Here is a 13,181-nt window from a genome sequence, read left to right as displayed (position 1 = left end):
GGCCCTGCGATGCTCGCCGTACCCATGTACGGCTGCGCTTCTCGGACCAACCTTGGGCCGCTCGCTACGGATCGTGAACCGATTTAAGCGCCGGGTTGGAGGCAACAAAAAGCCGCTCTCTCAAGAGCGGCTTTTTTACGGGCACTGCGATGTCAGGTGCAGGCGGTGTTGGCTGCGTTGGCGATCTGCACGGCTTCTGGAATCGGCACCTTGGTCGCCATCGTGGCCTGGCCCGATTCGAACATCAGCAGCTCGCCCGGCACGAATTGCGTCCAGACTTCGTTGTCGGTGAGCGGCGCGGTCGCGATGACGGCCACGCGGTCGGCAGGTGTCGTGTATTTGGCGAAGTCGATCGTCATGTCGGCGTCGATCAAGTGCGCCGTCGAGAACGGCCACTGCCGCACGATGTAATACAGCCGCGTAGAGCAATGCGCAAACTGCGCCTGCCCGTTGCACAGCAGGAAATTGAACACGCCGTAGCGGGTGATTTCCTTGGTGATGTCAGACAGCGCGTAGAACAGTTCGTTGAGCGGCGGCTGTGAACCCGGAAAGCGCTTGCGCAGCGCCTGCATGATGAAGCAGAAGGCCAGTTCGCTGTCGGTATCCCCCACGGGCTGGTAGACGCCCGAGAGGAACGGCGAGAAGTTCTTCAGGTCGCCGTTGTGGGCAAAGATCCAGTGCCGGCCCCACAGCTCGCGCATGAAGGGGTGGCAGTTTTCCAGCCGCACCGTGCCCTGCGTCGCCTTGCGGATGTGCGAGATGACGTTCTTGGACTTGATCGGATAGCGCTTGACCAGCTCCGCCACCGGCGAGGTGCCGGCCGACTGGTTGTCGATGAACAGGCGGCAGGCCTTGTCTTCGAAGAAGGCGACGCCGAAGCCGTCGGCATGGTGGTCGGTCACGCCACCGCGCGCGGCGAACCCGGTGAACGAGAACGTCACATCGGTTGGTTCGGCGCAGTTCATGCCCAGCAGCTGGCACATGGTGGGGGAAAAGTCGGATGCAATAAAATAGCCATTATCCTGCCGGCCGCCGGGGGTGCCAAGCGCCTTCGTCTTCACGGCGCCGCGCCTGGCTGCCGGGCGTTGCGCACATGCCGCAACCCACCCGCACCCGACTGCCTTAACCGGAAGCCATTCCCATGAAGCTCGACCGCACCGCCGCCCGCGCCCTCCTGCTGGAGAGCTACGCCGCCGCCGTGGGCGCGGCCGATCCGCTCAAGATCGTCGCAAACTTCCTCCCGCCACCGCATGTCGGCGGCAAGACGCTGGTGGTTGGCGCCGGCAAGGCGGCTGCCTCGATGGCGCTGGCTGTCGAGCAGGCCTATGCCGGCCGCGCACAGATCGAAGGCGTGGTCGTCACGCGCTATGCGCATGGGCTGCCGACCGAGCACATCCGCGTCATCGAAGCCGGGCACCCGGTGCCGGACGAAGCCGGCGAGCAGGCGGCGCAGGAAATCCTGGATCGCGTCTGCGCGCTTACCGAGAACGACCGCCTGATCGTGCTGGTCTCCGGCGGCGGCTCCAGCCTGCTGTCCCTGCCAGCCGAGGGCATCCCGATGGGCGATCTGAGGGCCGTGACACGCGAACTTCTGCGCTGCGGCGCGCCAATCACCGACATGAACATCGTGCGCAAGCACCTGTCGCGTATTCAGGGCGGGCGGCTAGCCGCTGCATCCCGGGCGCCGGCCACGACGCTGATCGTCTCCGATGTGGCGGGCGACGATCCGAGCGCCATTGGCAGCGGCCCGACCGTGCCGGATGCAAGCACCTACTCCGATGCGCTTGCCATCATCAAGCGGTGGGGCGCACAGATGCCCGATACCGTGCGCGCGCACCTTCAACGTGGAGCACGCGGCGAGATTGCCGAAACGCCCAAGCCCGGCGACGCCTGCTTTGCACGCGTGACCAATCACGTCATCGCCACCGCGCAACAGAGCCTCCAAGCCGGCGCGCAGGTGTTTGCGGCGCGCGGTATCCACACGGCCATCCTTGGCGACACGGTGACCGGCGAGGCTCGCGAGGTCGCCCAGGTATACGGGGCGCTGGCGCGCCAGGTGCGCCAGCACGGCACGCCGTTTGTGGCGCCGGTAGCACTGATCTCCGGTGGCGAATGCACGGTGACGATTCCGCCGGGCTTGACGGGCGGTCGCGGCGGGCGCTGCGCGGAGTTCCTGCTCTCGCTCGGCGTCACGCTCGAAGACATGGGCGACGTCTATGCCCTCGCCGCCGATACAGACGGCATCGACGGATCGGAGGACAATGCGGGGGCGCTGCTCGACCCCGACTCCATCGCTCGCGCGGCCGCCAAGGGCGTCGCCGCCCGCGCCGCGCTCGACGCACATGACGCCTACGGTTTCTTTGCCGCCGCCGATGATCTGATCGTCACCGGCCCGACGCGCACCAACGTCAACGACTACCGCGTCATCCTCATTCTCTGATTCACGTTTTTGCTGACCGCTTCCGCACGCACCATGACCGACACTCTTACGATCGTCCGCCCCGATGACTGGCACCTGCACCTGCGCGATGGCGATGCCCTCGCCGATGTGGTGGGCGACACCGCGCGCCAGTTCGGCCGGGCGATCATCATGCCGAACCTCAAGCCGCCCGTGACCACGACTGCGCAGGCGCGCGCCTACCGCGAGCGCATTCTCGCCGCGTTGCCCGCAGGCACGCAGTTCGAGCCGCTGATGACGCTGTATCTGACCGACAACACCTCGCCCGAGGTGATCCGGGAAGCCCGCGCCAGCGGTTTCATCCACGGCGTGAAGCTGTATCCGGCCGGCGCCACCACCAACAGCGACGCTGGCGTGACGGATTTGCGCCGCTGCGCCAAGACGCTCGAAGCCATGCAGGAAGTCGGCATGCCGCTGCTCGTACACGGCGAAGTGACCGACCCGACCGTCGACATCTTCGACCGCGAGGCCGTCTTTATCGACACGGTGATGTTGCCGCTGCGTCGCGACTTCCCCGCGCTGAAGGTCGTGTTCGAGCACATCACCACCAAGCACGCGGCCGAATACGTGCGCGATGCGGAGGGCCCGGTTGGCGCGACCATCACCGCGCACCATCTGCTGTACAACCGCAATGCACTGTTTGTCGGCGGCATCCGCCCGCATTACTACTGCCTGCCGGTGCTCAAGCGCGAAACACACCGTCTGGCACTGGTGGCCGCGGCCACCTCGGGCCACCCCCGCTTCTTCCTCGGTACCGACAGCGCGCCGCATGCCAAGGGTGTAAAGGAACACGCCTGCGGTTGCGCCGGCTGCTACACCGCGCTGCACGCCATGGAGCTGTACGCCGAGGCCTTTGAAGACGCCAACGCGCTCGACAAGCTCGAAGGCTTCGCAAGCCTGCACGGGCCGGACTTCTATGGCCTGCCACGCAACGCCGGCACGCTCACGCTCACGCGCTCGCAGTGGCAGCTTCCCGCCGAAGTCCCGTTCGGTGAGCAGACGCTGGTGCCGTTGCGCGGCGGCGAGATGCTGCGCTGGAAGTCTGTCTGACTGACTTGGCGATTGACTGCTTACGTGCGATCGACTGGAGCCATCCGGCGTTCGCACCGCTCGCGGCGGTCGGCGTCCCAATTGCACGCGCGATTGAGGAAGGCGCCGATCTTCGAGACGCACTGAACGCACATTCGGCCGCGCAGGTAATCCGCACCGCTGGAGGCCATGCCCTGCGCTTCGTCCCGCAAGATGCCTTGCCGGCCGACACCGCTTACGAAGCACACATCGCCGCCACCGGCGGGGTGCCGACGCGGGACAACCTCCACGATTTCTTCAACGCGCTGATCTGGCTGCATTGGCCGCGTGCCAAGGCGGCACTCAACGCACGCCAGGCGCGGGCGATTGCGCAGGATGGGATTGGCGCGGCACGCGGCGCCGTCCGCGATGCCGCCACGTTGCTCGACGAAAACGCCCTGATCTTCCTGCACACCGAAGACGCATCGGAGCGAAGCCTGACCGGCTTCGATTGGCGCGGCCTGTTCGTGGAGGGCAGGGCAGCATGGGGCGCCACCTGCGCCGTTCTGCCGTTCGGTCATGCGCTGCTGGAAAAGCTGGTCGCGCCGTACAAGTCGATCACCGCACATGCGTGGCCGCTGCACGTGGCTGCGTTGCCGGCAGATTGCACGTCACTCGACGCAGCGCTGGCCGAGACGCTGCTGCACGCCGATCTCGCGCCCCGCCATTTCCGCCCGTTGCCCGTCATGGGGATTCCGGGCTGGTGCGATGCCAATGTCGACGCCGGCTTCTATCTGGATACGACGGTCTTTCGGCCAGGCCGGCGGCGCTTCGTACCTGAACAGTGCTAGACTCGCGCCTCGCGAAGCGGACCAGACAACCGCTGCTTTCGCCGCCTCGTGCGACGGAAGGGGAGGAAAGTCCGGACTCCATAGAGCAGGGTGATGGCTAACGACCATCCACGGTGACGTGCGGAATAGGGCCACAGAGACGAGTCTTCGCCCCAGGCTTCGGCCAGGGCGAAGGGTGAAACGCGGTAACCTCCACCCGGAGCAATCCCAAGTAAGCAGGCGATGAAGCGGCTCGCTGAGTCTGCGGGTAGGGAGCTTGAGCCGGCTGGCAACAGCCGGCCTAGAGGAATGGTTGTCACGCCGCTGGTTTCGGCCACGCGGCGCACAGAATCCGGCTTATCGGTCCGCTTCGCTTCTTATTCCGATGCCGTCGGCTGGCTGGCCAAGTCCACCAGCTCTAATGAGTGCGTGATCTCGGCCGTCTTGGCCAGCATGATCGACGCTGAGCAGTACTTCTCGTGCGAAAGCTGCACGGCGCGTTCCACCGTTTCCCGCTTCAGGTTTCGCCCCGTCACCGTGAAGGTGAAGTGGATGCGCGTGAAGACCTTCGGGTCGGTCTCGGCGCGATCGGCATGCAGCTTGACGCTGCAGCCTTGCACGTCCTGCCGGCCTCGCTTCAGGATCAGCACGACGTCATAGGCGGTGCAGCCGCCGGTGCCCAGCAGGACCATTTCCATCGGGCGCGGTGCGAGGTTGCGGCCGCCCCCGTCGGGCGCACCATCCATCGTGACGAGATGGCCACTGCCGGTTTCCGCCAAAAAGGCCATGCCATCCGGGCCGGTCCAGCTCACTGTGCAATCCATGTCCAATCCTTGTGCAGAGGGTCGGCCAGCGCCGACGAAAAGCCACATTGTAGCCATCGGCCCGCGCATGCGTTGCCAGCCTAGGGTGAACGCGGCTTGACAGTGATACCTGCGCAAAAAGGTGCAACCCGTCTTCTGTGCACCCAAATCGCGCCAGAATTCGAGGGATATCTCTAGTGCGCACCAGATCGGAAGATCTGAAAGTTTCACAAGATATTGATTTTGAAAGGAAATTTTGACATGTTGCCGATGAAATTTGCATTCCGTATTACGAAATGCAATTTCGTAGTGCAAATTCCCTTGCGCGTGCCCCAGAAATGGGTATAATTTGCACCATTGGATCGGCTGATGCGGTGCAACCCACCAAGTCAACGATCAGCAGGTGTCTCCTCCACCCTCCTCCTTTGGTGGATTCAAACCCAAGCTCAATGGCTTGGGTTTTTTTTTGCCTTCAGGATTTGCGCGCACCTTTTCCTTGTGTCAAGGAGACCGTGCACGGTACAATCGAAATCTTTTCCGGATTGCCCGCGGAAAAGAAATTCAGAGAGCCCGCACCAACAAGCGGGAAGGCGGGCCGGCGATGACCTCGCATGAGGTTGCGCAGGCGTCCGCAAGACGATCCGTTCGTGAGCAGTCTGAACGTAAGTTCTCAGCGCGATACGGGTCCACTCGGGCACTGACTCAATATTTGGAAAAATCATGAAGACCTTTTCCGCAAAGCCCCATGAGGTGAAGCGCGATTGGTACGTGATTGACGCGACGGACAAGGTCCTCGGGCGTGTCGCCAGCGAAGTGGCACACCGACTGCGCGGCAAGCACAAGCCCGAATTCACTCCGCACGTCGATACCGGCGATTTCATCATCGTCATCAATGCAGCCAAGCTGCGCGTGACGGGCGCCAAGACGACCGACAAGAAGTACTATCGCCACTCGGGTTACCCGGGCGGTATCTACGAAACGACGTTTGGCAAGATGCAGCAGCGTTTCCCGGGCCGCGCCCTGGAGAAGGCTGTGAAGGGCATGCTGCCGAAGGGTCCGCTGGGCTACGCGATGATCAAGAAGCTGAAGGTTTACGCCGAAGGCTCGCATCCGCACGAAGCTCAGCAGCCGAAAGCGCTGGAAATCTAAGGGGCCTAATCCATGATCGGAAACTGGAACTATGGCACCGGCCGCCGCAAGAGCGCTGTGGCACGTGTCTTCATCAAGTCCGGCAAGGGCGACATCATTGTCAACGGCAAGGCCATCAACGAGTACTTCGCTCGTGAAACCTCGCTGATGATCGTGCGTCAGCCGCTGGAACTGACCAACCACGCAGCTACGTTCGACATCAAGGTGAACGTAGTCGGCGGCGGGGAAACCGGCCAAGCCGGTGCGGTGCGCCACGGCATCACCCGTGCCCTGATCGACTACGATGCAACGCTCAAGCCCGCCCTGTCGAAGGCCGGTCTGGTGACGCGCGATGCACGCGAAGTCGAGCGTAAGAAGGTTGGTCTGCGCAAGGCCCGCCGCGCCAAGCAGTTCTCGAAGCGTTAATCCGCTTCCTGCTGCTTCAGCAAAAAACCACACCCTCTGGTGTGGTTTTTTGTTTTTGAGGATTCGAACCAAACAGTGTGATCTTCGCGGCGCCTTGCTTACCCTTTGCAACAGCTCCGACATGTCCCCGGGACTACAATTCACATTTCGTTAGCGTTCGGCCCGTATGATGCAATCCGCTGTTTCTCCTAATCCGATTCTGATCTGCAAGGCGGGTCAGGAGACGTGCACGTGAAGGCGCGTCGCTTGCTGCATCGTGCTTCCGTGCTCGCGCCGAACGTCACGGTACGTTCGCGCTTGCCTTGGCCTGTAACGGTGTTGTTGATTGCGGTGGTCCTTGGGCTTGCGGCCGCGGCGGCACTGTGGGCGTTCGAAGAAGGGCGCCGCCTGACCGGTCCGCACGATGCTGATTTGCGTGCAATGAACCGCGAGCTGACCGCCAAGCTGGCTGCCGTGCAGGCCGAACGAGACAAGCTTTCTGCATCCGCCGGCACCGTGGACGCACGTCTGGGGATCGCCGAAGGTGCCCAGGCGCAAATGGCGGAGCAACTCAAGGCGCTGGAAACCGAAAACGCGCAGTTGAAGGAGGATCTGGCTTTCTTTGACAGCCTATTGCCGGCGCCCACCAATTCCGCCGGTATCTACGTGCGCAGCTTCCGCATCGCGCCGGACGAGGCACAGCCGACGCGCATGCGCTTCCGGGTTCTGCTGATGCAGGGAGGCGGAAAGGCGTTCGCGCCGGTCTCCGAATTCGAGGGGCAATTGGCTCTCACGCTGAACGTCGTGCAGGGCGGCAAAGCTGCTACGATCGATTTCCCAGGCACGGTGGCCAGCGGATCGCCCGCCACCAGCGCCCGCGTCAAGCTCACGCACTACCAGCGCCTCGAGGGCTGGGTGGATGTGCCCCCTGGCACCACGGTGCAATCGGTGATGGTAAAAGTGCTGCAGAGCGGCAAGATCAAAGCGAGCCAGAGTTTTTCCATCTGACAGGCATTGTCCTGTCGAGGATCCGTACACAGAGGAGTCGACGATGCTGTTTGGCAAAAAGAAAGGGCTGGCGATCGAAACGCTACTGGGGGCCCGTACCAAGCTGGAGGGGGATCTGCGCTTCTCGGGCGGTCTGCGAATCGACGGCGAAATCAAGGGCAACATCTATGGCGATCCTGACAAGCCCAGTATGTTGGTCATTACTGACAGCGCTCGTGTCGAGGGCGAAGTGCACGTCGGCCATCTGATCCTGAACGGCACAGTGGTCGGCCCCGTGCATGTGGCAGAGCTGCTGGAGTTGCAGCCGAAGGCACGCATCGAAGGCAACGTGCAATATGCGGCGCTGGAGATGCACCAAGGGGCCGTCGTCATGGGCACGTTGACGCACGCGGCACCAGGCGATGTGAAGTTGCTGCCCAATCTGAAGCTGGCGTCCAATCAGGATTGATCACATCGCCCGCTGGCCGTTGCTGGCGCACCGCACAATGCCCACTTGAAACGCAAGGCTTCGGCACGATTTGCAGCTTGCGCTTAAAATACAAGCAAGTTTCAGACGTTCCCACAGGAGATTTTCATGAACGCAGTCGCGCAGGCAGCCACGCCCGATGTGAACGAGGTTCCGGCTCCGCTGGTCTTTACGGACAGCGCTGCGGACAAGGTCAAGCAGCTGATTGAAGAAGAAGGCAACCCGGAGTTGAAGCTGCGCGTGTTCGTGCAAGGCGGCGGGTGCTCGGGCTTCCAGTACGGCTTCACCTTTGACGAAGAGACCAACGAGGACGACACGACCATGACCAAGAATGGCGTGTCGCTCTTGATCGACTCGATGAGCTACCAATATCTGGTGGGCGCCGAGATCGACTACAAGGAAGACATCAACGGCGCGCAGTTCGTCATCAAGAACCCGAATGCTTCGACCACATGTGGTTGCGGCTCGTCGTTCTCGGTCTGACGCCACATCGCTGTAAAGGAAAAAGCGCACTTCGGTGCGCTTTTTTTTTGCCTGCAGACAGGGCGCTCAGGCCGGGTAGATTGCGCCGAGGATGCGACCGCCCGATGCGCCGGTCGCCGTGTGCAGGTTGCCGTGGGCGCGGAGCACACACTGTCGCGCGAGCCACGCAAAGGCCAATGCCTCCACCTGATGCGCGGGCACACCGAACGCATCGGTCGGCGCGACTCGAACGCCCGGCAATCGCTGCGCGATCCGTGCCATGAGCGCGCCATTGCGGGCGCCACCACCGCAGACCAGCAGTGACGCAGCCCGCGGAGCATGGGCACACACGGCATCGGTGATGGTGTCGGCAGTGAGGGCGAGTAGCGTCGCTTGAACATCTTCAGGGCGAACAATGTTCAGCGCATCGCCGAGGGTTTGCTGCAGCCACGCCGGGTTGAACAGGTCGCGGCCGGTGCTCTTGGGCGGCGGGGCTGAGAAGAACGGCTCGGCCTTCAGACGCGCGAGGAGCGTTTCGTCGATGCGTCCGGTGCGAGCCCAGGCGCCGTCGGCGTCGTAGCGGGTATCGCGGTGCGTGTGAACCCAGTAGTCCATCAGCGCGTTGCCCGGGCCGCAGTCGAAGCCGAGTACGGCGTCGCGCGCGTCGGAAGCCTGGGGCGGCAAGACGGTGAGGTTCGCGATGCCCCCGATGTTGCATACCACGCGCCACGCGTCGGGCAGGCCGAATAGCGCGCGATGCAGCGCAGGGACAAGCGGCGCGCCTTGCCCGCCGGCGGCGATGTCGCGGCTGCGGAAATCGGCAACGACGTCGATGCCGCTGCGTTCAGCCAACACCGCCGGATGCTGGCTCTGGCGCGTGTAGCCGATGCCGTCATGCGCGCCGGGCTGATGACGGATCGTCTGCCCATGGGCGCCGATGGCCTGTACGTCGTGCGCGGCCAGACCCGTACCGGCAAGCAGCCGGGCGACGCATTCGGCGTAGACCATGGCCAGTGCGTTGGCGGCCAATGCTTCGCGATGGATCTCGTCGTGGCCTGCATGTTGCAGGTCCAGAAAGCGCTGGCGCAGTTCGGGCGAGAAGGGCACGTAGGCGTCGGCGAGGACGGCTGGGTGTTCGCCGGAAAAGTCCGCCAGCACGCCATCGACGCCGTCCAGGCTGGTGCCCGACATCAAGCCGATGTAGCGGTTGCTGGGAAGTGCGATGTGGTTGGGATGGCTCATGCGCGACAGCTTACCAGCGCAATGGCGGGCCAAACGGACACATCACGGTAAAATCCAGGGATTGCGCGGCCGGCACTTCAATTGATGTCGGCCATCGTTCACGCCCCGTTTCCCTAATTGTTGATCCGTTCGCGCCGTTTTCCATGTGCGGCGCGGTGACCTCTCTTTTTGCCATGACTGCATCTGACACTTCCGCCGTTTCCGACAACACCACGCCGGCCAAACCCAAGTACCCGGTGACCCCGGAGGTGGCGCACGCGATGGAAGTGTCGCTGCGCGGCTGCGACGAATTGCTGATCGCTGCCGAGTGGGAGCAGAAGCTGGCCAAGAGCGCCGCCACCGGCGTGCCGCTGCGCATCAAGCTGGGCCTGGACCCGACGGCGCCCGATATCCACATCGGCCACACCGTGGTGCTCAACAAGATGCGCCAGCTGCAGGATTTGGGGCATCAGGTGATCTTCCTGATTGGCGATTTCACGTCGACGATCGGTGATCCGTCCGGCCGCAACGCCACGCGCCCGCCGCTCACGCGCGAGCAGATCGAGGCCAACGCGCAGACGTACTACCGTCAGGCCAGCATGGTGCTGGATCCGAGCAAGACGGAAATTCGCTACAACAGCGAATGGTGCGATCCGCTGGGCGCGCGCGGCATCATCCAGCTCGCCGCCAAGTACACCGTCGCCCGCATGATGGAACGCGACGATTTCACCAAGCGCTACAAGGCGGGTGTGCCGATTTCGGTGCACGAATTCCTTTACCCGCTGATGCAGGGCTACGACTCGGTCGCGCTCAAGTCCGACCTGGAGTTGGGCGGCACCGACCAGAAGTTCAACCTGCTGGTCGGTCGAGAATTGCAGAAGGAATACGGCCAGGAGCCGCAGTGCATCTTGACGATGCCGTTGCTGGTAGGCCTGGACGGCGTCGAGAAGATGTCCAAGTCCAAGGGCAACTACGTCGGTATCAGCGAGGCGCCGAACGAGATGTTCGGCAAGCTGATGAGCATCTCCGACGACCTGATGTGGACGTACTACACGCTGCTGTCGTTCCGCCCGCTGGCCGAGATCGACATGATGAAGGCGGAGATCGCGCTGGGCCGCAACCCGCGCGATTGCAAGGTGCTGCTGGCCCAGGAGATCGTTGCCCGCTTCCATAGCCAGGCCGATGCCGAGCGCGCGCTGGAAGACTTCAACCACCGCGCACGCGGCGGCGTGCCGGACGATATTCCGCAGATCGAGCTGGCAGGCGCGCCGCTGGGCATTGCGCAACTGCTCAAGCAGGCGGGCCTCTGCCCGTCCACGTCGGATGCTAACCGCAATATCGAGCAGGGCGGCGTGAAGATCGACGGCGCCGTCGTCAGCGACAAGGGCCTGAAGGTGGAAGCCGGCACCTTCGTGATGCAGGTCGGCAAGCGTCGCTTTGCGCGCGTGGTGCTGAAGTGATTGGGCTGATTCAGCGGGTGTCTGAAGCGGCGGTCCGTGTGGATGGCCGCGTTGTCGGCGAGATCGGCCCGGGACTGCTGGCGCTGGTCTGTGCCGAACGCGGGGACACCGCCGCCGAGGCCGACCGCCTGCTGGAGAAACTGCTGAACTACCGTGTGTTCTCCGACGCGCAGGGCAAGATGAACCTGCCGGTGCGCAACATCGACGGCAACGGGCAGGCAGGCGGCTTGCTGGTGGTTTCGCAGTTCACGCTGGCAGCCGATACCAAGTCCGGCACGCGTCCGAGCTTTACGCCCGCTGCCGCTCCGGAAGATGGCCGCCGCCTGTACGAACACTTCGTGGCGCGCGCCCGTGCGCAGCATCCCATCGTGGCCACCGGCGAGTTTGGCGCAGACATGAAGGTGTCGCTCGTCAACGATGGTCCGGTCACATTCTGGCTGCAGGTGGCGCCGCAAGTCGCTCCGTCCGCCGCAAAAGCGGCCGCGCCGGAAGCGGTCAAATCTGTCTGATTCGTTCGGGAACCTGTGATGCCACGCGCCGCCGCCATTCCTCTGCCGATGCCGCAGATCACCCACATCGTGCTCATCCGCCACGGCGAGACCGACTGGAACCGCGAACGCCGCCTGCAAGGCCAGCTCGACGTGCCGCTGAACACGCAAGGGCTGGAGCAAGCGGCGCAGCTCGGCAAGGCGTTGGCGCGCGAGCGGTTCGATGCGGTGTATGCGAGCGATCTGTCGCGGGCCAAGCAGACGGCGCAGGCCCTGGCAGATGAAGTGGGTGTGACCGTGCGCGACGACGCCGGTTTGCGCGAGCGCTGCTACGGCCAGTTCGAAGGTCTGACCTACGCTGAAGTCGCCGCGCAGCATCCAGCCGACTTTGATGCCTGGCAAAACCGCGTGCCCGAGTTCGCCCCGCCTGGCGGCGAGACGCTGACTGAATTCCACGAACGTGCGGTCGAGACAGCGCTTCGCTTGATCCGTCGTCACCCCGGCGAGCGCATCGCGCTGGTTAGCCACGGCGGCGTGCTCGATTGCCTGTACCGCCACGCCAACGCCATGACGCTCACCGAGCCGCGCCAGCATGAGCTGCGCAACGCGAGCATCAACCGGCTTTCATCCGATGGTCATCAGTTGACCGTGCTGCAATGGGGGGATGTCGCGCACCTGGATTTGCTGGTGCTCGACGAGGTGGACCGCCGCGTTCCTTAAACCTTCAGCCGGAACGGCGTGAAGTCGGTGTCGCGGTCGTAGTAGTCTTCGTGCTCGACGCGTTTGAGGAAGGCGACGACCCGGTACGTGAGGGGCGTCGCCACGACCTCCCAGCCGGTCTTGAGGATGTATTGCGCGATGGCCACGCGAAGCACCTGCTGGTGGGGCCAGATTCCGTAGAAGGCGATCACGTAGAACAGCGAAGAATCCACTGCCTCGCCTACCACCGTAGACCCAATGAGCCGGGTCCACAGCCATTTTCCCTCGGTAGCGATCTTCATCTTCGCCAGCGTATAGCTGTTGGCAAAGCTGCCGCACCAGAACGCGATGAGCGACCCGGCGACGATGCGGGGCGTGTTGCCGAACACGTCGTTCAGGCTCTTCTGGTAGTCCGCCATGAAGGGCGCTACCGGTAGCGCCAGCACGACCAGCGACATGAACGACGCGAAGATCAGTGCGCCAAAGCCCGCCCACACCACGCGCCGGTCGCGCCCGTAGCCGTACACCTCGGTAAGGATGTCGCCAAAGATGTACGAGATCGGGAAGAACAGCACACCAGCGCCAAACGTTACCGGCCCGACGATCGGCAGTGTGACCTGCGCCGCCTTGGCCGCGCCGATCAGGTTCGAGCACAGCAGCACCGTGACAAAGGCTGCCATGACGAAGTCGTAGTAGCGGAATGTGCGGTTTGGGTGGTGCGGGGCGGCGGACATGTCGGGGGCGG

General features: G+C 63.6%; 15 protein-coding genes and 1 other RNA gene. 12 read left to right on the top strand and 4 right to left on the bottom strand.

Going from position 1 to position 13,181, the window contains the following annotated elements:
* Positions 1-152 precede the first annotated feature (152 nt).
* Positions 153-983, bottom strand: a complete 831-nt coding sequence (locus ACTJK6_RS06845) for a class II glutamine amidotransferase (protein WP_024976643.1) — start codon at positions 981-983, stop codon at positions 153-155.
* Positions 984-1,141: 158 nt separating this feature from the next.
* Here ACTJK6_RS06845 and ACTJK6_RS06840 point away from each other — a divergent pair, with 158 nt between their 5' ends.
* The 4 genes from ACTJK6_RS06840 to rnpB all read left to right on the top strand — a co-directional run bounded on the left by ACTJK6_RS06840 (position 1,142) and on the right by rnpB (position 4,672).
* Complete coding sequence (locus tag ACTJK6_RS06840) at positions 1,142-2,440, top strand: glycerate kinase type-2 family protein (RefSeq protein ID WP_440838600.1); 1,299 nt, start codon at positions 1,142-1,144, stop codon at positions 2,438-2,440.
* 33 nt (positions 2,441-2,473) lie between these two features.
* Positions 2,474-3,508, top strand: a complete 1,035-nt coding sequence (gene pyrC / locus ACTJK6_RS06835; RefSeq protein ID WP_004633200.1) for a dihydroorotase — start codon at positions 2,474-2,476, stop codon at positions 3,506-3,508.
* A 5-nt stretch (positions 3,509-3,513) separates the two neighbouring features.
* Entirely contained in the window at positions 3,514-4,317 is an 804-nt protein-coding gene (locus tag ACTJK6_RS06830) for a DUF3025 domain-containing protein (RefSeq protein ID WP_440838599.1), read from the top strand.
* 13 nt (positions 4,318-4,330) lie between these two features.
* An RNA gene (rnpB, locus tag ACTJK6_RS06825) (RNase P RNA component class A) lies at positions 4,331-4,672 on the top strand.
* 1 nt (position 4,673) lies between these two features.
* Here the strand turns inward: rnpB and ACTJK6_RS06820 are convergent.
* Complete coding sequence (locus tag ACTJK6_RS06820) at positions 4,674-5,120, bottom strand: OsmC family protein (RefSeq protein WP_232041954.1); 447 nt, start codon at positions 5,118-5,120, stop codon at positions 4,674-4,676.
* Between the two features lie 699 nt (positions 5,121-5,819).
* On the opposite strand from ACTJK6_RS06820, the gene rplM reads away from it, so the two are divergent.
* The 5 genes from rplM (at position 5,820) to erpA (ending at position 8,589) form a co-directional block, all read left to right on the top strand.
* The gene (gene rplM / locus ACTJK6_RS06815; RefSeq protein WP_009239122.1) at positions 5,820-6,248 is read left to right on the top strand and encodes a 50S ribosomal protein L13; all 429 of its coding nucleotides are present in this window, start codon (positions 5,820-5,822) and stop codon (positions 6,246-6,248) included.
* Positions 6,249-6,260: 12 nt separating this feature from the next.
* Complete coding sequence (gene rpsI / locus ACTJK6_RS06810; protein ID WP_004633190.1) at positions 6,261-6,653, top strand: 30S ribosomal protein S9; 393 nt, start codon at positions 6,261-6,263, stop codon at positions 6,651-6,653.
* 231 nt (positions 6,654-6,884) lie between these two features.
* Complete coding sequence (locus ACTJK6_RS06805; protein WP_440838598.1) at positions 6,885-7,640, top strand: DUF6776 family protein; 756 nt, start codon at positions 6,885-6,887, stop codon at positions 7,638-7,640.
* A 43-nt stretch (positions 7,641-7,683) separates the two neighbouring features.
* A complete protein-coding gene (locus ACTJK6_RS06800) occupies positions 7,684-8,088 on the top strand; it encodes a bactofilin family protein (RefSeq protein ID WP_012761179.1) in 405 nt (134 codons plus the stop codon).
* 126 nt (positions 8,089-8,214) lie between these two features.
* Entirely contained in the window at positions 8,215-8,589 is a 375-nt protein-coding gene (erpA, locus tag ACTJK6_RS06795) for an iron-sulfur cluster insertion protein ErpA (protein WP_004633183.1), read from the top strand.
* Positions 8,590-8,655: 66 nt separating this feature from the next.
* Here the strand turns inward: erpA and ACTJK6_RS06790 are convergent, their stop codons facing one another.
* Positions 8,656-9,810 carry an anhydro-N-acetylmuramic acid kinase gene (locus tag ACTJK6_RS06790; protein ID WP_440838597.1) on the bottom strand — a complete coding sequence of 385 codons (1,155 nt, stop codon included), beginning with the start codon at positions 9,808-9,810 and terminating at the stop codon, positions 8,656-8,658.
* Between the two features lie 173 nt (positions 9,811-9,983).
* On the opposite strand from ACTJK6_RS06790, the gene tyrS reads away from it, so the two are divergent.
* From tyrS to ACTJK6_RS06775, 3 genes are read left to right on the top strand one after another with little or no spacing between them, the layout of a single operon-like run.
* Entirely contained in the window at positions 9,984-11,249 is a 1,266-nt protein-coding gene (tyrS, locus tag ACTJK6_RS06785; protein WP_232041957.1) for a tyrosine--tRNA ligase, read from the top strand.
* Entirely contained in the window at positions 11,246-11,758 is a 513-nt protein-coding gene (gene dtd / locus ACTJK6_RS06780) for a D-aminoacyl-tRNA deacylase (protein ID WP_440838596.1), read from the top strand. Before tyrS ends, dtd begins: the two co-directional genes overlap by 4 nt.
* A gap of 18 nt (positions 11,759-11,776) precedes the next feature.
* Entirely contained in the window at positions 11,777-12,457 is a 681-nt protein-coding gene (locus ACTJK6_RS06775) for a histidine phosphatase family protein (protein WP_322017739.1), read from the top strand.
* On the opposite strand, the gene ACTJK6_RS06770 is transcribed toward ACTJK6_RS06775, so the two are convergent.
* Positions 12,454-13,170 (bottom strand): queuosine precursor transporter, encoded by a 717-nt coding sequence (locus ACTJK6_RS06770; protein WP_232041960.1) that lies wholly within the window; start codon positions 13,168-13,170, stop codon positions 12,454-12,456. The two genes, ACTJK6_RS06775 and ACTJK6_RS06770, sit on opposite strands and share 4 nt — an antisense overlap.
* Positions 13,171-13,181 lie beyond the last annotated feature (11 nt).

The organism is Ralstonia sp. 22086 (genome assembly GCF_052045975.1).
In the GTDB taxonomy this organism is placed as follows: Bacteria; Pseudomonadota; Gammaproteobacteria; order Burkholderiales; family Burkholderiaceae; genus Ralstonia; species Ralstonia wenshanensis.
The sequence above is the reverse complement of the archived record's forward strand: the minus strand, read 5'-3'. Positions and strand labels throughout refer to the sequence as shown.

Excerpts from the sequence above, each read along its gene's own strand:
- ACTJK6_RS06845 (WP_024976643.1), bottom strand. The coding sequence starts at position 983 with ATGTGCCAGCTGCTGGGCATGAACTGCGCCGAACCAACCGATGTGACG.
- ACTJK6_RS06840 (WP_440838600.1), top strand. The coding sequence starts at position 1,142 with ATGAAGCTCGACCGCACCGCCGCCCGCGCCCTCCTGCTGGAGAGCTAC.
- pyrC (WP_004633200.1), top strand. The coding sequence starts at position 2,474 with ATGACCGACACTCTTACGATCGTCCGCCCCGATGACTGGCACCTGCAC.
- ACTJK6_RS06820 (WP_232041954.1), bottom strand. The coding sequence starts at position 5,120 with ATGGATTGCACAGTGAGCTGGACCGGCCCGGATGGCATGGCCTTTTTG.
- rplM (WP_009239122.1), top strand. The coding sequence starts at position 5,820 with ATGAAGACCTTTTCCGCAAAGCCCCATGAGGTGAAGCGCGATTGGTAC.
- rpsI (WP_004633190.1), top strand. The coding sequence starts at position 6,261 with ATGATCGGAAACTGGAACTATGGCACCGGCCGCCGCAAGAGCGCTGTG.
- ACTJK6_RS06800 (WP_012761179.1), top strand. The coding sequence starts at position 7,684 with ATGCTGTTTGGCAAAAAGAAAGGGCTGGCGATCGAAACGCTACTGGGG.
- erpA (WP_004633183.1), top strand. The coding sequence starts at position 8,215 with ATGAACGCAGTCGCGCAGGCAGCCACGCCCGATGTGAACGAGGTTCCG.
- ACTJK6_RS06790 (WP_440838597.1), bottom strand. The coding sequence starts at position 9,810 with ATGAGCCATCCCAACCACATCGCACTTCCCAGCAACCGCTACATCGGC.
- tyrS (WP_232041957.1), top strand. The coding sequence starts at position 9,984 with ATGACTGCATCTGACACTTCCGCCGTTTCCGACAACACCACGCCGGCC.
- ACTJK6_RS06775 (WP_322017739.1), top strand. The coding sequence starts at position 11,777 with ATGCCACGCGCCGCCGCCATTCCTCTGCCGATGCCGCAGATCACCCAC.
- ACTJK6_RS06770 (WP_232041960.1), bottom strand. The coding sequence starts at position 13,170 with ATGTCCGCCGCCCCGCACCACCCAAACCGCACATTCCGCTACTACGAC.